Annotated in this window: 24 protein-coding genes and 2 pseudogenes; 8 read left to right on the forward strand and 18 right to left on the reverse strand. The window is 70.1% G+C overall.

The features are described from left to right. Window positions 1-16: 16 nt before the first annotated feature. Window positions 17-289, reverse strand: a complete 273-nt coding sequence (locus tag ACZ501_RS10255) for a hypothetical protein (protein ID WP_468793905.1) — start codon at window positions 287-289, stop codon at window positions 17-19. Between the two features lie 485 nt (window positions 290-774). Here ACZ501_RS10255 and ACZ501_RS10260 point away from each other — a divergent pair, with 485 nt between their 5' ends. Further along, on the forward strand, window positions 775-1,404 hold the full coding sequence (locus tag ACZ501_RS10260; RefSeq protein WP_468793908.1) for an antibiotic biosynthesis monooxygenase family protein: 630 nt from the start codon (window positions 775-777) through the stop codon (window positions 1,402-1,404). A gap of 494 nt (window positions 1,405-1,898) precedes the next feature. Here the strand turns inward: ACZ501_RS10260 and ACZ501_RS10265 are convergent, their stop codons facing one another. The 3 genes from ACZ501_RS10265 to ACZ501_RS10275 form a co-directional block, all read right to left on the reverse strand. Beyond that, a complete protein-coding gene (locus ACZ501_RS10265) occupies window positions 1,899-2,195 on the reverse strand; it encodes a hypothetical protein (RefSeq protein ID WP_468793911.1) in 297 nt (98 codons plus the stop codon). 595 nt (window positions 2,196-2,790) lie between these two features. Continuing rightward, window positions 2,791-3,474 carry an NADPH-dependent FMN reductase gene (locus tag ACZ501_RS10270; protein WP_468793914.1) on the reverse strand — a complete coding sequence of 228 codons (684 nt, stop codon included), beginning with the start codon at window positions 3,472-3,474 and terminating at the stop codon, window positions 2,791-2,793. A gap of 49 nt (window positions 3,475-3,523) precedes the next feature. Then, the gene (locus ACZ501_RS10275; RefSeq protein WP_361605621.1) at window positions 3,524-3,772 is read right to left on the reverse strand and encodes a hypothetical protein; all 249 of its coding nucleotides are present in this window, start codon (window positions 3,770-3,772) and stop codon (window positions 3,524-3,526) included. 151 nt (window positions 3,773-3,923) lie between these two features. Here ACZ501_RS10275 and ACZ501_RS10280 point away from each other — a divergent pair, with 151 nt between their 5' ends. Beyond that, the gene (locus ACZ501_RS10280; RefSeq protein WP_468793917.1) at window positions 3,924-4,541 is read left to right on the forward strand and encodes a TetR/AcrR family transcriptional regulator; all 618 of its coding nucleotides are present in this window, start codon (window positions 3,924-3,926) and stop codon (window positions 4,539-4,541) included. Window positions 4,542-5,113: 572 nt separating this feature from the next. Here the strand turns inward: ACZ501_RS10280 and ACZ501_RS10285 are convergent. The 4 genes from ACZ501_RS10285 to ACZ501_RS10300 all read right to left on the reverse strand — a co-directional run bounded on the left by ACZ501_RS10285 (window position 5,114) and on the right by ACZ501_RS10300 (window position 7,243). Continuing rightward, window positions 5,114-5,443, reverse strand: coding sequence for a hypothetical protein (locus ACZ501_RS10285; protein WP_468795442.1), 330 nt, complete (start codon window positions 5,441-5,443; stop codon window positions 5,114-5,116). Beyond that, on the reverse strand, window positions 5,400-5,597 hold the full coding sequence (locus ACZ501_RS10290; protein ID WP_468795537.1) for a hypothetical protein: 198 nt from the start codon (window positions 5,595-5,597) through the stop codon (window positions 5,400-5,402). Before ACZ501_RS10290 ends, ACZ501_RS10285 begins: the two co-directional genes overlap by 44 nt. 760 nt (window positions 5,598-6,357) lie before the next feature. Further along, window positions 6,358-6,810, reverse strand: coding sequence for a hypothetical protein (locus tag ACZ501_RS10295; protein WP_468793920.1), 453 nt, complete (start codon window positions 6,808-6,810; stop codon window positions 6,358-6,360). Between the two features lie 97 nt (window positions 6,811-6,907). Further along, complete coding sequence (locus tag ACZ501_RS10300) at window positions 6,908-7,243, reverse strand: hypothetical protein (protein WP_468793923.1); 336 nt, start codon at window positions 7,241-7,243, stop codon at window positions 6,908-6,910. A 489-nt stretch (window positions 7,244-7,732) separates the two neighbouring features. On the opposite strand from ACZ501_RS10300, the gene ACZ501_RS10305 reads away from it, so the two are divergent. After that, window positions 7,733-8,131 carry a helix-turn-helix domain-containing protein gene (locus tag ACZ501_RS10305; protein ID WP_468793926.1) on the forward strand — a complete coding sequence of 133 codons (399 nt, stop codon included), beginning with the start codon at window positions 7,733-7,735 and terminating at the stop codon, window positions 8,129-8,131. A gap of 153 nt (window positions 8,132-8,284) precedes the next feature. On the opposite strand, the gene ACZ501_RS10310 is transcribed toward ACZ501_RS10305, so the two are convergent. Next, on the reverse strand, window positions 8,285-9,877 hold the full coding sequence (locus ACZ501_RS10310) for a relaxase domain-containing protein (RefSeq protein ID WP_468793929.1): 1,593 nt from the start codon (window positions 9,875-9,877) through the stop codon (window positions 8,285-8,287). Window positions 9,878-10,391: 514 nt separating this feature from the next. Between ACZ501_RS10310 and ACZ501_RS10315 the strand changes: the two genes are divergently transcribed. Continuing rightward, window positions 10,392-11,792: an alpha/beta hydrolase domain-containing protein gene (locus ACZ501_RS10315; protein ID WP_468793932.1), complete on the forward strand. Its 1,401-nt coding sequence runs from the start codon at window positions 10,392-10,394 to the stop codon at window positions 11,790-11,792. A 163-nt stretch (window positions 11,793-11,955) separates the two neighbouring features. Here ACZ501_RS10315 and ACZ501_RS10320 read toward each other — a convergent pair whose 3' ends face one another. From ACZ501_RS10320 to ACZ501_RS10340, 5 genes are all read right to left on the reverse strand, one after another. Beyond that, on the reverse strand, window positions 11,956-12,141 hold the full coding sequence (locus ACZ501_RS10320) for a relaxase domain-containing protein (RefSeq protein WP_468793935.1): 186 nt from the start codon (window positions 12,139-12,141) through the stop codon (window positions 11,956-11,958). Further along, window positions 12,087-12,419 (reverse strand): hypothetical protein, encoded by a 333-nt coding sequence (locus tag ACZ501_RS10325; protein ID WP_468795540.1) that lies wholly within the window; start codon window positions 12,417-12,419, stop codon window positions 12,087-12,089. The genes ACZ501_RS10320 and ACZ501_RS10325 overlap by 55 nt, the downstream gene beginning before the upstream one ends. Then, window positions 12,416-12,775 (reverse strand): ParB N-terminal domain-containing protein, encoded by a 360-nt coding sequence (locus ACZ501_RS10330; protein WP_468793938.1) that lies wholly within the window; start codon window positions 12,773-12,775, stop codon window positions 12,416-12,418. The genes ACZ501_RS10325 and ACZ501_RS10330 overlap by 4 nt, the downstream gene beginning before the upstream one ends. 154 nt (window positions 12,776-12,929) lie before the next feature. Continuing rightward, a complete protein-coding gene (locus tag ACZ501_RS10335; protein ID WP_468793941.1) occupies window positions 12,930-13,553 on the reverse strand; it encodes a hypothetical protein in 624 nt (207 codons plus the stop codon). Window positions 13,554-14,257: 704 nt separating this feature from the next. Beyond that, the gene (locus ACZ501_RS10340; RefSeq protein WP_468793944.1) at window positions 14,258-15,565 is read right to left on the reverse strand and encodes an outer membrane protein assembly factor BamB family protein; all 1,308 of its coding nucleotides are present in this window, start codon (window positions 15,563-15,565) and stop codon (window positions 14,258-14,260) included. A gap of 49 nt (window positions 15,566-15,614) precedes the next feature. Here ACZ501_RS10340 and ACZ501_RS10345 point away from each other — a divergent pair, with 49 nt between their 5' ends. From ACZ501_RS10345 to ACZ501_RS10355, 3 genes and pseudogenes are all read left to right on the forward strand, one after another. Further along, window positions 15,615-16,088 (forward strand): hypothetical protein, encoded by a 474-nt coding sequence (locus tag ACZ501_RS10345; RefSeq protein ID WP_468793947.1) that lies wholly within the window; start codon window positions 15,615-15,617, stop codon window positions 16,086-16,088. Window positions 16,089-16,181: 93 nt separating this feature from the next. Then, window positions 16,182-17,018 carry a nucleotide sugar dehydrogenase gene (locus tag ACZ501_RS10350; protein ID WP_468793950.1) on the forward strand — a complete coding sequence of 279 codons (837 nt, stop codon included), beginning with the start codon at window positions 16,182-16,184 and terminating at the stop codon, window positions 17,016-17,018. Between the two features lie 98 nt (window positions 17,019-17,116). Continuing rightward, window positions 17,117-17,379 (forward strand): annotated as a pseudogene (locus tag ACZ501_RS10355) (response regulator); the annotation flags it as partial. A gap of 78 nt (window positions 17,380-17,457) precedes the next feature. On the opposite strand, the gene ACZ501_RS10360 reads toward ACZ501_RS10355, so the two are convergent. Beyond that, window positions 17,458-18,264 carry an AAC(3) family N-acetyltransferase gene (locus ACZ501_RS10360; protein WP_468793953.1) on the reverse strand — a complete coding sequence of 269 codons (807 nt, stop codon included), beginning with the start codon at window positions 18,262-18,264 and terminating at the stop codon, window positions 17,458-17,460. A 48-nt stretch (window positions 18,265-18,312) separates the two neighbouring features. Between ACZ501_RS10360 and ACZ501_RS10365 the strand changes: the two are divergent. Further along, window positions 18,313-19,135: pseudogene (locus ACZ501_RS10365) on the forward strand (IS5 family transposase). Here ACZ501_RS10365 and ACZ501_RS10370 read toward each other — a convergent pair. The 3 genes from ACZ501_RS10370 to ACZ501_RS10380 all read right to left on the reverse strand — a co-directional run bounded on the left by ACZ501_RS10370 (window position 19,125) and on the right by ACZ501_RS10380 (window position 20,981). Continuing rightward, window positions 19,125-19,481 (reverse strand): hypothetical protein, encoded by a 357-nt coding sequence (locus tag ACZ501_RS10370; RefSeq protein ID WP_361605570.1) that lies wholly within the window; start codon window positions 19,479-19,481, stop codon window positions 19,125-19,127. The pseudogene ACZ501_RS10365 and the gene ACZ501_RS10370 sit on opposite strands and share 11 nt — an antisense overlap. Then, window positions 19,478-19,909 (reverse strand): hypothetical protein, encoded by a 432-nt coding sequence (locus ACZ501_RS10375; RefSeq protein ID WP_468793956.1) that lies wholly within the window; start codon window positions 19,907-19,909, stop codon window positions 19,478-19,480. The genes ACZ501_RS10370 and ACZ501_RS10375 overlap by 4 nt, the downstream gene beginning before the upstream one ends. Before the next feature lie 199 nt (window positions 19,910-20,108). Continuing rightward, on the reverse strand, window positions 20,109-20,981 hold the full coding sequence (locus ACZ501_RS10380) for a MurR/RpiR family transcriptional regulator (RefSeq protein WP_468793959.1): 873 nt from the start codon (window positions 20,979-20,981) through the stop codon (window positions 20,109-20,111). Window positions 20,982-20,990 lie beyond the last annotated feature (9 nt).

Below are 20,990 nucleotides of genomic sequence, written 5' to 3' on the forward strand. Positions count from 1 at the left end.
CCGGGCACCGCACCGCTCAGCCGACTGCGGCGTCCGACCCCTTCCCGAACCGGGGAACATCCTCAACACCCACGTCCAGGAGCAGCCGCCGGAAACGGAGCGGGTGGCGCCACACGCCGCCCCGGTCCACGGCCCGGTCGGCGCTGATCTCGGCCACCAGGTCGGGGCGGACCAGACGCACGTCCAGGACGTCACGAGACCCCCAGACCACGGCGAACGCGACGCCCTCCCAGGGACGTCCCGGTTCGGCCGCCGTCAGGTACTCCGCGATCAGGCGGGCCGCCTCCATGCGCAGCGGGACGGTGCGGCCGTCGGGGAGGTCCGCGGGGGCGCCCCGCCGTCATCTCGGCACAGGCCCGGACGGGGCCGCGCACTGACCATTCGTCACCGGCCGGGACTGGCTGTCTGCTTGGGGCGGCCCGGCGGTACTGCCCCCGCGAAAGCCGGGCGCCGGGCCTCGCCCGCGAACGCCATATCGGCGCGGGCTGCACCCGACCTAGCTGTCCCTGGCGCGCCCCCCGGGCCGTCCCGTGGCGCCCCACGGCAACCCGAGACCACAGGCCGCCCCCCTGAGTGCCTTTCATGTTGCCGCGCGGACGGGAGGGCTGCGGGGTCCTGTGGGGCGCTAAGGGAGGCGTACAGCCCCTAGATGATCGATTCCAAGTGGTCGGCAATCAGGCATGCAGGCAGGTCCTGGACACAGTTGCGTCGCTCGCCGGGTTGCGTGGCCGGTCATCTTGACCTTAAGTGTGGTTGAGGTTTCACGATGGTGCGGTGACTGACAACGGAATCACCCTGATCGACGCGTGGGAACTGCCCGAGGACCGAATCGACGAGTCCATCGCACGCTGGCGAGAGCGCGTCGGGCTCATCCACGCCGCCCCCGGTTTCCGGGATGCGCGGCTGCACCGCAGACTGTTCCCCGAGTCCCGGCTCGGCCTGGTTAACGTGGCGCACTGGGACAGCGTCGAGGCCCGGGACGAGGCGCTGGCGAATCCCGGCTTCACCGCGTCGGCAGCCACCGCGGCCAGCTATGCCACCGTGCACGGTGGCTGGTATGAGGTGGCGGCCGAATTTCCGCAGGGTGGAAACGGTTCGGGCGAAGGGCCGGGAATCACCATCGTCCATGCCTTCGAGCTGTCTGCCGAGCGGATTGATGAATTCCTGCCGCACTGGCTCGGCCGCGCAGAGCTGATGAGCGAGGCGTCTGGCTTCCGGGACAACCGGCTGCACCGTGCGGTGGACCCGGACACTCGCTTCCAGCTGGTCAGCATCGCGCACTGGGACAGCCCCGACGTATGGCGCACAGCAGACAACGACCCCCGCTTCGAACAGGGCCTGTCCGCCTCCCCTGACTTCGCCATCGCCGACCCCGCACTCTTCCGGGTTGTCGTCGAGTTCTGAGCGCGGGTCGTACGCTCCCGAGCCGTTCGCCCCGGTGTTCGATCCGCCATGCAACAAGGGGCAACCAAGACGAGTAATCCGAACGCCGGGCGGCGCGCGTAGCGCGCCGCCCGGCGTTGTCGTCAGTGGTCTTAGGTGGTCAGTGAGCTAAGGACGGGCTGTCCGGTGTGGTCGTTGTGCCAGATCGCGGCGGTCACCGCGCGCCCGGGGACCAGCCCAGGATCGGCATCAGCCCGTGCCAGAACACCCGGTCCGTCCTGCGCGCCCCGGGGATCAGCCCATGGCCGCGCTGGAGGCAGTGCCGCCGCCGAAGTCCGCCCCGCGCACCCAAAAATCAGCCCCCGGCCCACTTCTCCTTCGCGCCGATGCCGGAGTCCGCCCTGTCCGCCCGGGGATCCCCGCAGGCCCCGGCTGGAGATCCTCCAGGTCCGGATTCCTCAGGCCGCAGCGGGGAGCCAAGCTGAGCCTGTATGGCGATACCTGTCTGGCTGTTGTCAGCGCCGGATGACCGTCTTCGGCAGCAGCGTGCTCAGCAGCTGAGCCGTCTCCGCTTCCATGTCCACTCCGCCACCGAGGCCTTCGTTGATTGGGGCCAGCCTCGCGGCTGCTTCGCGGAGGGCGTCCACGTCTCCGGCGGCGTGGTGGGCCAGGAAGACCTGCCGGTGGAGAAGCTCGTTCTCTTCGGCGGCGAGGAGGCCCTGGTGCGCGGCCCAGAGCGCGCCGGCGTAGTCGGCGGCTTCCCGGCGGCGGGTGGACAGCTCGTAAGCGACGTCGGTGATCGCCGAGACCATCTCCTGGATGGCCGGCTCGGCCCAGGCGTAGCGTTGGGGGTCGATGGCGGCGAAGGGTCGGCCGCGGACGAGCGCGAGGGCCCGGCGTAGGGCGAGCTCGCCGTCCTCGTCGTGGCGGGCCAGGCCGGTGCGCGCGAAGTTCTGGAAACCTTCCAGTCGCAGGTGACCGACTGGGCGAGGCGGTAGCGGCTGTCGCCGGTGTCCTGGACCCGCGGGAAGTAGGCCTCGCCGTCGGCGTCCTTCCCGAGCCAGGAGCGGGTCCTGGAGATGACGGCGCTGCGCATCTGCTTGTTGACCAGGCGGCCCGGCCAGAGTGCGTCGTCGATCGCGTTTTGGTCGGCTCCGGGGTTGAGCACGAGGTAGGAGACGAGCTCGACGGCGGCGCTCTGCCGGTTGGAGTCGATCCGGCCGGCCGCACCCTCGATGACCACCCGCCCGAGCAGAAGCACCATCGGCGCGCTGCCCACGGGGCCGTCGGCATCGTCCGCGGCGCGAGTCGGGGCAGGCACCGGCACAGGAGCTGCAGGCGGGAGGCGGGCCGGGACCGGGTTCTCCGCCTCGGGGAGCATCTCGTTCGGGGCGCCTCCTTGCTTCGTCAGCAGGGGGGCGGCTTCAGGCGCGGCAGGCGCAGGGCCCGGGACGGGAACGGCCGACGGGTCGAAGAGGTCCGCGAGGGTCTGGCCGCTGGTGCCCTGAGTGGTTTGGCCAGCAAAGGCCGCCGCCCTGAAGTGCGTGTCGTCGAGCATGGCGGCGAGGGTCGATTCCTGGCCGGTGCTCGGTGTGCAGGTGCCCGGTCGGTGTGACCGGTGAACGTGAAGCCGGTGAACATCCCCAGGGCAACCTGAGTCTGCACGTCGGCGATCTTCACCTCTGCCATCACTTGCCGCAGCTGCTCCACCGCGCGGATTCCGCCTTGCACGCCGTAGCCGACGAACCCCGCGGCCTTGTGGTGCCACTCCGCGTAGAGGAAGTCGATCGCGTTCTTCAGCGCGGCGGGGACGGAGCGGTTGCATTCCGGGGTGACGAACCGGAAACCGTCGAAGGCGGCGATGGTCTGCGCCCATCGGCGGGTGTGTGCGTTGGCGTAGCGACCGAATGCCGCGGGCACCGGCTCGTCCAGCAGCGGCAGTCCGTATGCGGCTATGTCGACCACCTCGACGGCCGCCTGGCCGGCGGCGACGGCGAGATGGCGGGCGGAGGTGTCGGTGACCCACCGGGCCACGGCCTCGGCCCGGCGTCCGGGACGGGTGCTGCCGGTGATGACGGCAATCCCGATCACGGGGTCTATCTCCTTGGTTGAAGGGTGTTTGAGGCCGCCGTGGCCGTTGTCAGTCGGATCGGTAGGAGCCGACTTGATCCAGGTAGGTCACGGCGGGCGGCTCCGTGCAGATCTCGCTCAGGGCGGCGCGGTAGCACTGGAATGAGGCCAGCCGGTGGTGCGGGGCCGCTACCGGGTCGCCCTCGGAGTCGATCAGGGCCAGAAAGCTGTCGCTGCCGTCGAGCCGAAAGGTGTCGTAGCGCAGGCCGCACGGGCGGACCCGTTCCAGGTCTGCGTAGACGGCGTGCAGCAACGCCACGCTTTGCTCCACGTGTTCCGGCCTGACTGTGTACCGGATCATCACGCGCATGCGGTCCCTTTCCCTGCGACACATCGACTGACCCAAGGTTTCGTCGGACAGCCTGTCTTTCAAAAGGCAGACTGTCAAGTGAATGCTAGGGTGCTGAGCCATGCCCCCCACTCGGAAGTACGAGCAGCGTCTGCGCGCCCGGGCCGCGGAAGAGACAAGGCGCCGCATACTCGACGCCGTCTACCAGCGCCTGCGTGAGGCGCCGGCCGAACCGGTCAGTGTTGACAAGGTCGCCAAGCTCGCGGAGGTGTCGCGCTCCACCGTCTACACCGTCTTCGGCTCCCGCGCGGGCTTGTTCGACGCGCTCGGCATGGACCTGCTGGAGCGCGGCGGATTCACCGACATGGTGCACGCGGTACTCCACCCGGATGCCCGAGAGGGTCTGCGCGGCGGCATCCGCGGCAACGTGCTGATGTACGCGGCGCACCGGGACGTGCTGCGCGCGTTGTTCTCGATGGCCCAACTCGACGCCGAAGCGGTCGGCGGCGCGGTCCAACGCCTGGAACACGGACGCGCCGAAGGCATGACCGGCCTCGCCGGCCGACTGGCCGAGCAAGGCGTGCTCCGCGACGGCCTCACCACCGCCCAGGCCGCCGACGTGCTGTGGCTGCTGACCAGCTTCGACAGCTTCGACCTGCTCTACACCGGCCGGGCGCTGCAATCCGACCGCGTCACCGCGACCTTGGTCAGCACTGCCGAGCACACCCTGTGCTCCTGAGGATTACACCGGCGAGACGACGACTCGCTGCCGAACCATGCTGCCGGGCAAACCCGGGCGCCGACCCGCGAGGCAGGGCCGTCTATATCGAGCCCGCCCTGCCCAACGAGCGTGGGCGCCCGTGGACGCGGTGGGGAACAAGGTCAGAAACAGGCACTGAGCCGGCGAACGCGCCGGGATCGCGATCCGCTTCACCGGGTACAGCCACGCCGAGGCCTCGCCACGCCCTCCCGACCATAAACCCTCCTTGATCGATGCCGGTCGTACCGTCCCAGCCGCGCCCCGCCGCGCAGGTTGGGAGCGGCCGGTCGAATCGCCACATGCTGGCCGGGAACTGGCCGGTGGCGGACTGGCCGTCGGCAGCGACGGTCACCGGGCATGTCTGCCACCGTCCACGTGGTTGCCGATCCCGACGCCTCGCTGGCCGGGGGCACCCCTGGGTACCGCGTTGTTTACCGCCGGAGCGGTTACCCCCGCTTCCGCATGCGCGGCGGCGTCCGCGCCGAGTCGCATGCTGTCGCTGCCCCCTCAATCTTTCCAAACCACCCCGCAAGGTGACAGAAACCGACGGGTTATTGAGAAGTGGCCCTCGCGGGCATGGCGGCGGTAGCCGGTGCCGCGCGCGAGAAGCCGGCCCGCGGCCGGCAGGCAGGTCCCGGACGCGAGGGGAGTAGACGGTCGCGGCTATTGAGCGGGCTCGTAGCGACGGTGGTCGTGGGGCAGTCCTCGGCGAGCCCGAGGAGGGCCTGCTGCTCGTTCTCGTCGACGGCCAGGTCCCAGCGCAGCTTCGTGGCGACCCAGGTCGCGGCGCAGGTGCAGCGGTAGGAGCCGTCCGACGGTAGCCCCTCGGCCGGATCCTTATCCGCCTTGCTCGTGTTCGACGCGGCAGACACCGCGATCAGGTTCTCCGGCGACCCATGGTCGTTCGCGTACGCCTCCCGCCGCGCCGCCGACCACGGCATCCGCTCCGGAGTGCGCGGCCGCCGGGGCCGTGAGGAGGGAAAGGGAGCACAGTGCGAGCACGGGCACACCGCGCAGCATCAGCTTCTTGATCACACAAGCGGGTGTAGCGGACCCGACACCCGCCCTGACAGACCCTCAGAAACAACTCACCTGTCCGGATGACCGGATTCACCGAAGAACGAGCCTGCGCCCTCCGCCTCGTGAGGGTCGTACCGGCGGCACGCCCACGCCTCCCCCTAGCCGAGACCGGCACCCCATGACAGACCACCCCCGCCCAACCGCGGATGCACCTCCGTGCCGCCGACCAGGGCGGGGAAGTCGGCGTGTCGGCGGCGCCAGTGCACCACCGCGGCCCGGCCGACTCGAGCCATCCGTCCCACCTCGGCCAGCAGCACCGTGTCCCGGCCCGGTACAACCGGGTCGAGAGCGGCGAGCGGGGAGCGGCGAGCGGCGGCCCGCGGGGGCGGCGCAGACCGCCCGCCAGTCCACCGAGGGCCGGACGACAGAAATGAGTCCCGCACCGCCGCCTGGCTCCCGGTCGTGGTCGTGGTCGTGGTCGCGGTCGCGGTCGTCCAGGCTGTGGCACGTGCAGATACCGCCGTCCTAGTCGAGCGCCCCACGCGTGCTGCGGCCCGGCTTCCCCCGTGCATGCCATGGCCACCCGGCGGGCACGCCCCGCCCCTACCAGGCGCCACGCGCCAGGGGTCCGCTAGAAGTGGAGCGGGTACTCGCCGGTGGCGCGCATGTGGTCGGGGAGGAGAGTTCGTCGGGCGTCACCTCGGGGATGGAGCCCCTGCGGCATCGGCTGCAACGACTGCGCGGCCCTGACGCGAACGCCGTCATCCCCTGAGTGTCAGTAGCTGAACGAGACGACCGCTTGGGGCGAGCAGATGTCGGACCAGTGCGCCCGGTCGACACACACCTTGATGACCGCGCGTGCGGCGTGGGCGTCGTGGCGCAGCTTGCGCGACATGGAGCCGCTGGCGGAGGTGTCGGTGCGCGGGGTCTGGGTCGTCCCCGCGCTCTCCCACTTCCCGTTCTTGAGGAAGAAGAACTCCGCTTCGACGTAGACGGGGTTGCGGTCGCTGCGGCGCAGATCGTCCCAGTTGGCGCCGACGGTGGCGTAGACGCCGCCGTTGTTGGCGAAGTCCCCGTAGGCGCGGGCGAGCTTCCCGGAGTCGTCGCGGGCATAGAGCTTGCCCCAGGACTTTCCGGCTGCTTCGGCCGGCGCGGTGGCCAGGACGGCGGTGAGCAGGGACGCGGCCACCACGGTGGAGGCCGTCAGAAGTTGCCGAAGTCGGGTCAAGGCATGCTCCTCGGGTTGCCGGTGGAGGGCAGCGTATCGGGGAATCCAGGCCGCTTTGAGGTATTTCGGGATACCGGCCCCGTACGAGGAAAGGACGCTACAGCAGCGAGGCGTGCTCGCCGACTGCGACGGCGTGGCCCGGGGGCAGCGCCTTGGCGCCATTCCCCCCGTCGCGCCAACACAGGCCCGCGCCAAGACCGCACGCCAGCATGAACCGGCCGAGACGAACGTAGCCGCCGACACCGCCCGGGAGCAGGAGAGCACCGCGCCGTGGTGGGAGCTGGCCGCCGCCCTGGTCGGCGTGCAGACCTCCATGCCGCGCCGACTGGACGGCACTCACTCCGGCGCCGAGCTGTGGCGCCAGGCCGAGATCGCGGGCCCGTCCGGCTGCTGGCCGCGCTGCGGCTACGGACGCCTCCGACAGGATGGACATGGCGTCCATGTTGATCGCTGCGTACTGCCAGCGCACTGGCATGGCGCTGGACACTCTCGCGTCGTACCTGCAGACCCGGCAGCAGCGCAGCCGGGCGGCCGGCCCGCGGGATACGGACCGGCAAGAGGTCGCCGGGATGCTCGGCACGCCGCGTCCAGCCGATGACGACCTCCAGGAGCAGCTCGACGGCCTCACCTACGGCTTCGTCGGCCTCGCCCGCCGCCGCCGGGTCACCTGGGTACGCATCAGCAAGATCCTCGACATCAACGATGACACCGCCCGCCGCCGCTACACCAACCACAACATCTGGCGCCGCCTCACCCACTTCGCCCCCCTGCGCGCGATCGCCACCACCTCGCTCACCACCCTGTACTCCGCAGCCAAACCCCCCGCCCCCGCCACGGCAGCCGGCCCCGACAAGGGCGACGCCCCCTCAGACACCGGCCCCGCACCAACACCCCGGGACCCCTCCGGCGCCGGCCCCTGTCCATGCTCGTCCGCACCTCACAGCAGACCAACAAACAGGTCAGCGGCAAGATCGGCGTCTCGCCTTCCTACCTCTCCCGCATCCTCAGCGGCGAACGCGTCCCCACCTGGGCGCTCACCCTGCGCTTCGCCCGCGCCTGTGGTGCCGACCCCGACGTGCTGCACACCATCTGGCATCCGAGAAGGAGCGCGCCGACGAGCAGCCCTCCGGCGACGAGGAACCGGCCCTGCCGGCAGCCACCCGACTGCACCAAGCGGTGCTCACCCTCCACGCCAAAGCAGGACGACCCACCTCTCAGGACATCGCACGGGCCAGCCGCTGGACCCTCAGCGTCAGCGAGGTCGCCACCGTCACCCAAGGCAGCCAGATCCCCCGCTGGCACACCCTCAAGAGCGTCGTAGACCTCCTCGGCGGCGACGCCGCCTACTTCAGGAAGCTGTGGAAGCACGCCGAACGCGAGCACAGCCAGGGCCCCGAGCCCAGACAACAGACACCGGTGACGCCCGAGGTTCCCGCGCGGGTGGACGACGTGCTCACCACCTTCCCCACTACCTTCAACGAGGAGATCGTCGAGTCGCAGATGGCCCGGCTCCTGGAGAAGCGCGCCAAGCAGCCTCAGAACCGGCGCCACCGCCTCGCCGAGCTGGCGGCCCGCCACACAGCACCCGGACGAACCTGGCCCCTCCGCGTCGCCCGTCCCGGGCTGTAGCGGAGGATCCTGCCCTGCACCTCTCGGAACCTGCCCAAGCACCGAGAGGTGCGCCGCCAACCCCCATCGTCGCTGTCGACCGCACCCGGAGCCGGGCGGTGAAGTGGTACCTCCACCGCATCGTCGGTGCGCACCACCGAACCGCGCGCGCACCACCGAGTCCACTCAATGGCCGGCCTCCCGGCCGCGGTGCGGTCCGCGTTGCTGTGGGCGGTGCGCCTGCTGGTTGTCCGGGCGCACGGGGCGCACCGCGCCGATGTCGTCGTCCTGGCCGGTGTAGCGATCGGCGCGGACGCGGGGCGTCGCCCAACTTGGCGAACGCGTCTTGGAGGCGGCGCAGCCGGTCGGCGGTGAGGTCAAGGGCTTCCACGTCCGTGCGGGATTCCCGCAGGGCCCGCAGCGCCGTCATGTCGATCGCCTCTGGGCGCCCGGCCTTCGGCTCCTGGTCGTCGTGCTCGGGGTCGGCCGGCTCGGGCGGGAGCAGCTGCTCGGGCATCGCCGCCTGCTGGTGGGCGACGACGTCGTACGCCCGGCCCCGCACGGTGGCGGTCGTGGTGGTGCGCAGCTTCTCGCGGACCACCGCACCGGCGAGGGCGGCGCGGTCGTACTGGAGCGGGATGCGGGGGATCTCCCACTCCCCCGCATCCTGTCCCGGCGGCCGGAGCGCAGCCGGCTCGCCGGGATCGGCCGGGGGCTGCCGGTCCAGGTCGGGCACGGGAGTGGGTGGGCGGGGCCGGGCGGGGAGGTCGGCCAGGTCCCACCGGGCGGTGTAGAGGCGGTAGTCCGCCAGCAGGCCGATCGTGGTTGTCGGCTCGCTGATGTCCAGGCAGTGGGTGGAGATGGCGGCGGCCACGATCTCCTCGTCCAGGCCGGGGTCGCGGCGGCGGCCGCGCAGGACCAGGGCGAGATGGCGGCGGGCTTCGGCGAGCAGGTGCCGGCGATGGAAGCGGCCGCCCTCGTTCATCACGAACACCGTCGCGGTGACGTCGACGGCCGCCAAGGCGACGTCGACCACGACGGCGATCCGGACCCGGATCGCCGCGGCTGCGGCGCGGGCGTACTCGAGGAGGGAGGGGATGAAATCGGCGGCGACCTTGGAGGTGAGGATCGCGCTCACCTTCCACCAGACGCGCAGCTGCGCGAGCGGCTGGGTCTTCTGCTTGGGCGGGCGGGTCTTGCGGGCAGCGATCTGGTTCATCTTGGCGCGGGCCCGCTCGGAGACCACGGGCAGGAACTTCAGCTCGCCGTCGTCGTCGACGGCGGTGACGTACTCGTGCTCCAGCTCGGCCAGGCAGGCGGCGATCTCGTCACTGCGCCGGGCAGTCCAGCGGATCAGCTCGTGCGGCACCCCGGCCATCTCCATCACAGGCCGGCGCCCCGGCGTGACGATGCGCGGCTCGGTCGCCACCCCCAGCGCCTCGCAGACCTCAGCGGCCACCAGCTCGTTTTAGAGCGCGGAGGCCGCGACCGTGTTCTCGTGCAGGGCCGTGGTGTGGTCGACCCCCACTTCCCGTCCAAGCGCTGCCCCTTCACGCTCAAAAGCAGATGGTCATGCAGAAGCTCTTCGCGGTCCGCATGTCTCACGAGACGTCGCTCCTGTTCGTGGTGTGGCGATACGGTTCACCCGTTTCGGGGGCGGTGATGCGCTTCCTGGATAGCTCCACCCGATGCTCTGGCGGGACAGACCTGCTCACTGAGATTCCCCGGGAACGGCCCAGGGGGTGAGGTCCGCCGAGGGCCGATCAGGCAGGTTCAGTACGGCCCGAGCCTGAGAGGTGTCGTTGAACTCTGGCCGGGGCGAGGGCGACAGCCCGGCCATCCATCGGCTAGGTGAGTGAGACGCCTCGCTCCTTCGGCCATGCCGGAAGGCCGACGCGGGCATCGGGTGTTCGGCTGACTTCAGCGCCAGTGCCCCCGGACGAGTGTCCCTGGCGCCGAAGGAGAGGCTTTCGATGTTCTGGCTGAGTTTCCGATGCAAAGATCCTGCTCCGCGCTTCCGGCGAGCTTCGTTTCTCCGGGTAGGTGCGCTCCTGATGGCCGCGCTGACGCCAGCCCTTCCGGCTTCGGCCGCCCAGGCCGTTCCCCCCGACCACCATCCCGGCCAGGCTCCCGGCCATGCGGTGAGCATTCCGAAGGGCGGGGCCGAAGACCGACTCGGCGATCCGGTGGTCACGCCCCTCGGTTCGTTCGGCGGAATTCGCTACGTGCAGTACGACGGCGTGTTCGAGGGCGAGACGTCGACCGGGCGGTTCCGCGTCCCCTACAGGATCAGCGCTCCTGCTGATCCGGACCGCACGAACGGCACCGCAGTCGTGGAGCCGCCACACTTCGTGGTGGGGCTCGGCGCCCTCAACGTCTACCTGCGCAGGGACTTCCTGTTCCGCCAGGGGTTCGTGCACGCCGGCGTCGGCTGGAGCACGCTCGGCAACCGCATCCTCGACCCGTCGGTGCCCGGCACCTTCATCGAGGGCGGAGTCGAAGAGGACGGAGCCAGGGTCGACGACGAGATCATCACGGACTTCGCCAAGGCACTCGCCTCCCGCTCCTCCGGCGCGCGTCCACTGGTCGGCAAGCTGCCCCGACGGTACGGCACGGGCTTCTCCGACAGCTCGTACCCCCTCCTGCGTCTGGTCCATTCCGGCGACGCCACAGGCGCGCTCGACCTGGTCCTGCCCATCACAACGGAGGGCTTCGACCCCCAGGCCGACATCGCCGCCGGCCGCTACAAGGGCAAGGTCCTCATCGTCAATTCAGAATTTGACGATTCGACGAATCTGACCGACCGGGGCGTCGTGACCAAGCGGTACCGGTTCTACGTCGTCGCGGGAAGCCCGCACATCCCGGACCCGCTGGACGCGCCGCTGGACGTGCCGTTCCCGGTGAGGGGGACGACCCCGGCGAGCTTCGTGCCCGCGCTGCGCGCGCACTTCCTGCAGGGGCACAACTGGGTCCACAAGGGGTCACCGCCGCCGACGAGCACGCAGTTGCGCACGGCGAGCGACGACACCATCGTCCGGGACGCCAACGGCAACGCGATCACCGAGGACCGCACCGGCCGGCTGGTGCCCCGGCTGCCGTTCGTCGAGCTCGGCGAGGCCCGCTTCATCACCGGCTTCACCGGCAGCTACGACAACGTACGCACCGTGCAGCAACTCGGCTTCAGCAGCCACCAGGCCTACGCCAAGGCCTTCGAGAACAAACTCCGCGACTACCGAAAGGCCGGCTTCATCCTGCCGCAGGACGCCCGTGACATGAGCCGCCGCGCCAGCCTGTGCCCTCCGTCCACCTTCACGGAGACCTACCGCGATCACTACGCCGAATTCGTCGCGATCCGGCCCTGCACGGCCCGATGAGACTCTCTCGGCGTCGGGCGGACGCGGAGAGTTAGCGGAGTGGGATGAGGCGGCCACCAGAGGCGGATGCGAGGTCTTGGCGGAGTTGGGTGTTGTCGTGGTGGAGGGCGGCGATGGCTGTGGCCGCTGCGTCCAGACGCTTACTGAGGAGGGTGCACTCGCCTCATGAGACAGGTCTGAACTGCCCCAAGAAAAGCAAGGGACGGCCGGAACGCGCTTCGTAGTGGCGGAAGCGCGCGGCGACCAGACCGCCGGGCGGCCTCACCCGGTAGATGCCGTCCTTGCCGTACCGGATCACCGCGACCTCGTCCTCGATCCACTCCAACACCCTCGGCAGGGCCCGGTCCACGCGCCGTGGATCCGCGCCCTGGCGCAGTGAAGGGTGCCGGTGAGGGCGGTCTCGGTGTCGGGGTGGATGAGGACCAGGGCGAGAGGGTCGGTATCGGGGAGCGGGCGGCCGCGCTCTAGGCCGCGCTCGCCGATCCGTACGGCGACGTCGCCGCGGCCGGTCCACGGGGCCGGCCGCTGGCGGCCGGTGAGCATGGCGGTGAACTCCGCGACGGCCTTCTGGTCGCCGGGGTGCATCGGGCCGCTGCCGTGTCCGCATCTGCGGAAGCGGGCGGTCATGAGCGCGCCTCCTGGTGGCACAGCCACGCCTGCCCGTCCGGTCCCAGAGCGTGGTGCGGGAACGGCTCGTGTTCCACGACCTTGACGTCCGGGTCCCAGAACCACCGGAAGGGGAAGGAGCGCACCCCCAGTTCGAGGGCGATGACGGCCCGGTGGTGCCCCTCGAAGACGAAGGTGAGCCGGTCGGTTGCGCGGACGCCCAACAGGAGCGGCTCTCGGATCCCGTCCCTGGGGATCGAGGCCCGCAGCTTGGTCGCGGCTCCCCCAGCCCGCACGCCGCCGTCCTCCACGCCCTGAACGCACGGCACCCCGCCGAGCTGCTGGGCGGCGGCCTGGGCCCGGCGGTTTTTGTGCACGACGACACCGTGGTCAGCAGGGTCACTAGCGAGCAGCAGAGCAGTGAAGCGTGAATCCTGCGGTCCAGGAGCTACAGCGAGGCGCTGGCCCGGGTAACGCGGACCGCCACCGGCCCTTGAGACCGGTGGCGGTGACGGGGCGCGATGGGGCGGATCAGCAGTTGGTGATGAACCAGACCGGGCCCCAGTCCCCGCTGCTGTCGCTGGAGTACGCCGGAGGGGTGACGTACACCGGTTGGTGGCGCTTGTTCCTCATGACGGCCTGGAGATTGCTCGTCTGGTTGTTGATCCAGGAGCCGCCGCTGTTCCAGCCGTCGGGGATCTCGTAGGTGCCGCACCGGATGTACTGCCTGACCGTGCCGGCGTAGTTGGCGCTCTTGTAGGCACAGAAGGCGCCGTACTGGCAGCCCGCGGCGGCCGCCTTCGCGTCGTTGCCGTTGACGCCGCTGTTCAGGTCGCGGGCGAACTTTTCGCCCGGCAGCGGGAACAGGGTCGTCGAGCCGTCCCGGTTGGCCACCTTGTTCGCTGCCACCGCCTTGCCGCCGTATTGGGCGAGGTAGGTGGCGAGGTCCTGCTGGAGCGTGCTGATCTGGGCATTGCCCAGCCCCGCTGCGCGGGCTTCGCCGGTGTAGCGCGCGGCCTCGGCCCATGCCGCGGCCGTCTGCCCCGTGCCGTTGCCCTGCGGAGCGGCTGCGGCCGCGCCCGCCGGAGCGAGGACGCCGGTCAGTGCGGCTAACGCCGAAGCCAGGACGAGTGCGCCCTTCTGGGTGTTCCTCATGTGCTCCCCCTGAGTTGGGTTCATTGTGGGGTCAGGCACGAACCTAGGGGCCGCCGCCGTCGTCTGTACTCCAACGGGGGTTGTAAATGTGGTCTACACCCCTAGTTGTAGAGGGGTAAACCTTCGTGGGAGTCGTGTTGGGGGCCGTGATGTCCGATCAGGTGGGTCGGGCGGCCGGTGACGTCGGTCCCTGGAGGGAAGATCGCGATGGGGCATCGCAGATGGTGCGTGGCCCCGCCCGCGAGCAGGTCGGCGGGGGCCGGGCGGCGACCGCCATCCACGAGGCCGCCAGGACCAGCACCGAGGGTAGCCTGCCGATCCTCAGGGTATTGATCTTTCACCCGGAGCCTGGCCCGTGACGCCCGATCACCAACGCCCCCACTGGGAGTGGAACCCGCTGGAGTAGGTGGGGCCGCTCCGGTTCGGCATGAGCCCGCACCAGGTGGCCACCGCCCTCGGTGGCGAGATCCCGGCCGGACGGACGGGCGCTTTCCCGTTCTGGTTCTGGAAGGAGTCCGGGCAGTGGTCCCTCCACACCGACCACTTCGAGCGCCGTGACCGTGCACGGCCGTACCGGACCCCAGCTCCACTACGAGGGCATTCCGCTGGTCGGCATCACGCCTCGCGCATCTTCCGCATGGCAGGAAGATCCTGCTGGCCCGTCGCCCTGGCGTCAAACGCCGGGGCCGGGTACGCGGCGTCGGTCAGCTGGCGGACTGGTAGGCCGTCACGTCATCGCCGGACTTGGAGATCGCGATGCCGGTGAAGGCATTGACGAGGTCCGGGGCGATGCCCGGGGGCGTGGGCAGGTCCGCTCCGGTACGGGAGTCCAGGGCCACCGTGCCGTCAGCCGTCTTGGCGTAGACACGCCCGTGCCACACCGTGGTCACCCGGGGGGCGATGCGGCCGGCCTTCTCGTCGGGCAGCTGCCACAGGACGGCTCCGGTCGTCGCGTCGACGCCCACGACCTTGTCCCGGCCCCAGCAGACGACCGCGCTCGCGCCGTCGTGTCGGCACTTGGAGGCGGTAGGCGCGTCCGTCTGCCGGACCTCGCCGGTCCGTGGGTCGAGGAACTGCTGGTAGACGTGCCGGTAGTCCGCCCGATCGCGGGCGTACAGGTGGAGGAGTCCCGGCCCGGCCGGACGCAGCTCCAGGTTGTAGTACTCCTGTCCCTGCCACCGCTGGGCACCCGTGGTCAGGTCGTAGCCGGCGGGGGTGCTGTAGTCGTCCAGGTCCGTCTTGCGCTTCTCCCCGACCACGACGCCGTCCGCGACCGTGGCGGCCCTGAACGTCTCCTGGCTCCACAGCACCCGGTGGCTCGCGAGGTCGATCGCGTAGGTAGTCGAAGCGTTCTTGACCAGCGCCGGTCCCTTGTGGGAGACCGTGACAACGGCCACGTTCCCCGAGGCCCCGACCACCGCAGCCGTCAGCGGGTCCGAGACGCCCTTGGTCCACTCCGGAAGGGGCAGCGACAGCCGCCAGGCCACCTTGCCGGACTTCGCGTCCGCGGCGACGAACTGCGTCGAGGAGCGTGCGGTCTGTGTGCCGGTGCCCGCCTGCCGGACCAGGAACGGGGCCAGGACGAGCGGAGAGGCGCCTTCGGTGATCACTGGCGGAGCCGCCGTATTGTGGTTGTCCCTTGTGAGGGGCGAGACGGGCTCGCCGCCCTCCGGCCGGATGGTCTCTCTGGTCACCTGGTTGGTGGTGTCGAAGACCAGGAGGCGGTCCGGGGTGGCCACGAACGCCGTCTCACCGTGCAGGACGACGGGGAGTTCGCTCTCGTACATCCAGGTGCCGGCGACGTTCAGCAGGCCGGAGTAGGCCTCCCACGGCATGAGAACGCCCGTCGGCCTGAACGTCGTCGGCGGGTCGTGGGCGACCCTCGGCGGCACCACGGGCTGCTTCTCCGCGGGTGGTGCCGCGTCGAGACGGTCGGGTGTCTGCGAGCACCCCGCCGTCACGGCCGCCAACGTCATGACCACACCGGCCACCAGGCCCCGGTGTAGACGCATAGCCCTCAACTCGTCCTCATTCCCTCAGAAAGCGATCACTCTAAGGTAGATGCGTCGTTGCCGGGTTTCCCGTCCGGTCAGCGAGCTGTCGCAGAGGTACCGGGCCTGCTTCGACGCCGAGGTCACCCCGGCCCTGCATGCGCTCAAGCGCATGGAGGAGGCCGGGCACCTGGTCGGCCCGTTCATCACGAACAACTTCGACGGCCTGGGCGCGCGCGCCGGCTTCGAGGAGCAGTTCATGCGCCGCTATGACCAGCGCATCCCCCCGGTCACCTTCCACCCCGACGCGAAGGCCCTGGTCGTGATCGGGCTGCACGCCGACCGGCGGTGGGTGGCCAAGCGGGCCCGCGCGGCCGGACTCAAGGTGTTCCTCGTCGACCCGGAGGGATTCCCCCGTCCGGACGGCACCTGGTTCGACTACCCGCTGGAAGCCCCGCAGACCGGTGACGTGGTCGTACGGCAGACGGCCGCGACCGCGATCAGCCACCTGGAGAGCCTGCTCAACATCAACGCGAACGCCTGAGCGAACTCCGTTTCTTTCAGGTCCAGTTCGGCACCGATAGCGCCGGGGGGCACACCATGCCCGAAGTGCCCCCCGACGAGACAAGGATCTGCAATGCGTGTTTCCGTGATCGGCTGTGGCCACCTCGGCATCCCGCACGCTGCGGCCATGGCCGAGCTCGGCCACGAGGTCATCGGCGTGGACGTCGACCAGGCCAAAGTCGACAGCCTGAACGCCGGCCACTGCCCCATCTACGAGACCGGGCTTCCCGAGCTGCTCACCCGCCACACCGCGAGCGGACGCCTGCGTTTCACCACCGACATCCGCGAGGCCGCCGACTTCGCCGACCTGCACTTCATCGGCGTCGGCACCCCCATCGACGCCGACGGCCGCTCCTACGACACCGCACAGGTCTACGGCGCCGTCCGCCAGCTCGCCCCTCTGCTGACGCGGCCGTGCACGATCGTCGGCAAGAGCACCGTCACCGTCGGCACCACCGCTCAGGTCACAGCTCTCGCCCAGCGCCTGGCCCCAGCCGGCCAGGACGTCGACGTCGTGTGGAACCCGGAGTTCCTACGCGAGGGACACGCGGTGCAGGACACCCTGCGCCCCGACCGTCTCATCGCCGGGATCACCACCGCCGAGGGGGAAAAGGCGATCCGTGCCGTGTACGCACCGACCCTGGACGCCGGGGCTCCGATCTTCGTCACCGACCCGCGCAGGGCGCCGCGATGGGTCTGGAGCAACACCCGCCCACCCGACCCGGCCGGGGTGAACACCAGCCCACTCACCGCCCAAGCCGGCGGTTCGCGAAGCCGCCGCCCCAGCGGGTATCCCTTGTCAGCGTGCGAGGTCGCCAAGCCTCCCGGCGCGCCCGGCACACCCGGCGCACCCAATGCTCCGGCGGTGCCCTCCAGGTTCGGTCGGGTGGGCCTGCGTGAACGTGCCTAAGCATTCGGCGGCCACCTGAGCGCCGGGCCCGGCGGCGCTGGGAGGTGACTGGCCGCCCGCATCCCCCACCCCACCACCGAACACCACGGCTCCCAGACGTGATCCGTGCCATGGTCGTCGATGACGACGCCCTCGTCCGTCTCGGACTGACAGACTCCTCGACCATGACGACGACATCGAAGTCGTCGCCCAGGCCGCTGACGGTCCGGCCGCCATCGAACAGGCCACCGCACACCGTGTCGACGTCGCCCTGGTCGACGTCCGCATGCCACGCATGGACGGCATCACCGCCAGTGCACGGCTGCGCGTCCTGCCCCATCCGCCGAAGGTCATTACGCTGACCACCTTCGACCTGGACGAGTCCTGCTCTCCGACTTGAACGCGCGCAGTCGCTTCCGGGCCGGTGTCCACCCCGGACTGAGCCGCTACCGCCGCCCGCCTACCGGCCCTGCGCGAGCAGCTCCGCCAAGCGGCCGGCGGTGAAGTCGACGAACGGGCCGCTGTCCATCAGCTGACAGGGAGCCAGGCCGATCCCGCGGTGGCGGATCAGGCCCGCCGCGTCGGCTTCGGCGCCCAGCCGCGGAAAGAAGCGGCCGTTGTCGTCGCCAACGTCCGGGGCCTCCACCCAGACCCGCTCGTCCTCCAGCCCATAGGGGAAGCGACGCAGCTTCGTGCGGTGCTCGGGCACGAGCGACTCTGCATAGTGGAGAAAGGAATTGCGGTTGTGGCCCACACCCAGCAACAAGATATGGGCACCCATGCCGTACATCCGGTCGAACGGGGAATCCTTGCCGAGCGCGTAGTTCAGGGGCTGGTTCCCCGTGATCTCCTCGGCACGGGGACCAATCGCGGCGACCGAGGCTTGCGGATGCCGGCCGCGCAGGCGCCCGGGCACCGCCAGCACCGCGTTCGGGATCGCTCCCATCGGGGTGGGAAGGGCGTCGTGGAACAGAGGAACGCCGAGGCGGTCCGCGTCAGCCCCGCTGTCCCCGAAAGGCCGCAGCCCCGGGTGCGGGTCGCTGATCTGCGGGGTGAAGGTCGGCACGACGACCGTGCCGGACTCCCCCACGCACCAGCGCAGCGCGTTCACCACCGCCTGCGCACCGCCCTGTACGGATCCGAAGGCGGACAGGGAGGCATGCACCATGACGAGGGCGCCCTTCGGCAGCCCCAAGGCCTCGAACTCCCGCTGGAGGAAGCCCTCGTCCACGGGGCTTTTGGGCGGGTTCATCATGATGTTCCTCATTTCTGTACTGATATCTGATTTTTGATGCCCGGGTAGGACGGTCGAGAGATTGCGGAGACCACCCTCACCGAGTCCGGGGCCCTGCTGATTGTGGTGCTGTTCCGGCAGGTGGTGCCGCCAACGGAGGCGATACGTGCAGAAGGTGGGGGCCGACGGCGTGCTGGTGACCGAGAAGCCCTGACCGCGATCGTCTTCGTGGCGACCTCGGGCTGCACATGGAGACAGCTTCCGCCGGTGTTCGGCCCGAGCTGGCAGACGGTCTACCGGCGCTTCGCCCAATGGAGCCGGGCCCGTGTCTGGGCACGACTCCACCGCGTCATCCTCGACGAACTCGGCGCACGCGGCGAGCTCGACTGGTCGCGGGGCGCGATCGACTCCGTCAGCATGAGGGCCGCAGAAGGGGGTCGCTAACGGGACCGAATCCGGCCGAGCGCGGCGAGCTGGGATCGACAATCCACCTGCTCACCGACCGGAACGGACTGCCTCTGCCTCTAGGCATCTCCGGTGCCCAATGCATGACAACCTTGGTATGGAGCCGATCGTGCGCGCGACCCCGCCCGTCCGTTTCCGCCGCGGCCCCCGCAGGCGACGGCCAGCGAAACTGCACGCCGACAAGGGCTACGACTACGATCACCTGCGCCGATGGCTCCGCGAACGCGGCATCCGCCACCGCATCGCCCGCAAGGGCATCGAGTCCTCACAACGGCTCGGCCGCCACCGATGGGTCGTCGAGAAGACCGTCTCCTGGCTCGCCGGCTGCCGCCGCCCGCACCGCCGCTACGAACGCAAGGCAGAACACTTTCTCGCCGTCGTCGGCATAGCCTCAGCCCTCATCTGCCACCGCCGATTGGCGACCCTTCTCAAGGTCTGATCCGATGCTGCTGCACGTCGAAGCAGACCAGCCCCATGGACTCCGCCACGGCTGCGGCGTAGGCCGACGCCTCCTCGGCCATGCTCCACCGCATCGGGAAGTAGATCAGAGGACCACTGGCCTCGCCGATCAACGGGCCAGTCGACCAGGGCGAGGTGTCCTCCTCGTCCTCGGTGATATCGCACCACCGCTCAAGAAGCTTGGTGACGTAGGCCGCTATGCGTTCGGACGGAGGCTCCTCCACCTCGCAGTCGATGTAGCGGTCGTACAGGTCGTTGAAGACCCGGCCGGCGGTCTTGTCATCCGCCGGCCTCTCACCTTCCCAGACAGCCAGGTCGTAGCTCATGCCACGGAGGCTCTCACACCGCACTGACACCCATCTGAGCCGGTCAACAGCACGGGCTTCAACCAAAGGAAACGACGCCTAAAAGAGCGCTTTGTCCCGCAGGGGGTGTTTGGCGCTTGTACGGGTGGCTGAGTGGACGCCCGCCAGTGCAGGACCGGCGTGAGCGCGATGGCGGCTGCGCCGAGGAACCAGGCCAGGGGTCCGTGGACGTGGGCGAGGGCGAGGGCCACCGCGGCGAGCGCTTCCCGCAGGTGTTCCAGTCGGTCGACCTCGGGCAAGCCTTGCCGGGACTGCGGGGTGCCGACGGCGGCGTGGAGGTCGGCGGCGGCTTTCGCGGCGACGGTACGGTCGGTGGGCGACAGCTCCCACGCCTGATCACGGATCTGCCGCTCGGCTTCCTCAGCCAGATCCTCGTTGGTCGTCCGCATGCCCATGCCCCGCATCCCATGCGCGGTGGGCTGTCGGCAGCAGAGCGCAGACAGGCCGCATTGGTCCTGATCCGGAGGACAGGTCGCGTCCCCACACGGGCCGGCCGGCGACGTACGCGCCGCGTCGGGCCCCCCGCCAGGACGGGCGGTTCTCACCGGTCCGGTCGCCCCACCGAGCCCCGGACCCGGAGGAACGCCGTCAGTACAGGCCCATGCGGCGGGCGGTTTCCTCTCCGTGCCGCATCCGCTGGTGGGCGTCTTCCCCGAGGGCGGTGAGCACCCCGGCGACGACCGTCTCGATGACGGCGAGGGTGGGGACCAAACTGTCGTACGGGGAGGGGGCCGCGACCTGGCTGGGCAGGACCACATCGGCGTGGGCGGAAGCGGGCGAGAGCCACATGTCGGTGAAGAGGATGACCTTTCCGCCCTGGGCCTGTACGAGTTCGGCCATCGCGACCTTGTCCTGCTCGTAGCGCCGGTAGTCGAAGAGGACGAGGACGTCACGACGGTGGAGAGCCGCGAACACGGCGGTGCGTTCGACGCTGCGCTCGGGCAGGAACCGCACGTCGTTGCGCAGTTGCATGAGGTGCAGTCCCAGGTACTGGGCGAACAGGTGGGTGAAGCGCCCTCCCGCGAGGGTGATGCGGCGTTTGCTGTCGGACAGCAGCCTGATGGCGTGTTCGAGGTCGTGCGGGGGCAGTTCGGCGAGGGTCTGTGCCACGGCGGCGCTGAAGACGTCGCTGCCCCGTTGGAGGAGGGAGAGGTCTTCGTCCGGCCCGCCCTTGCTGCGGCCGTAGTCGGTGGTCTCGTAGAGGGAGAGGGGGGAGGCGTTGCGTTCGTCGAGCTCCGCTCGCAGCGCAGCCTGGAAGTCGGGGAAGCCCCGGTAGCCGAGCCGGTTGACGAAGCGCAGTACGGTCGGGGTGCTGACGGCGGCCCGCTCCGCGAGGACGGCCATGGTCTCGAAGCCCGCTGAGGGGTAGCCGGCCAGCAGCACGCGCGCGACCTTGCGTTCGGCGGGGCTGACGTCGCCCAGCTTGCGGCGGATCTCGTCGGCGAGCGTGCCAGGGGCCATGCGGAATCT

The sequence above is a fragment of the Streptomyces sp. NPDC034085 genome (assembly GCF_055575555.1).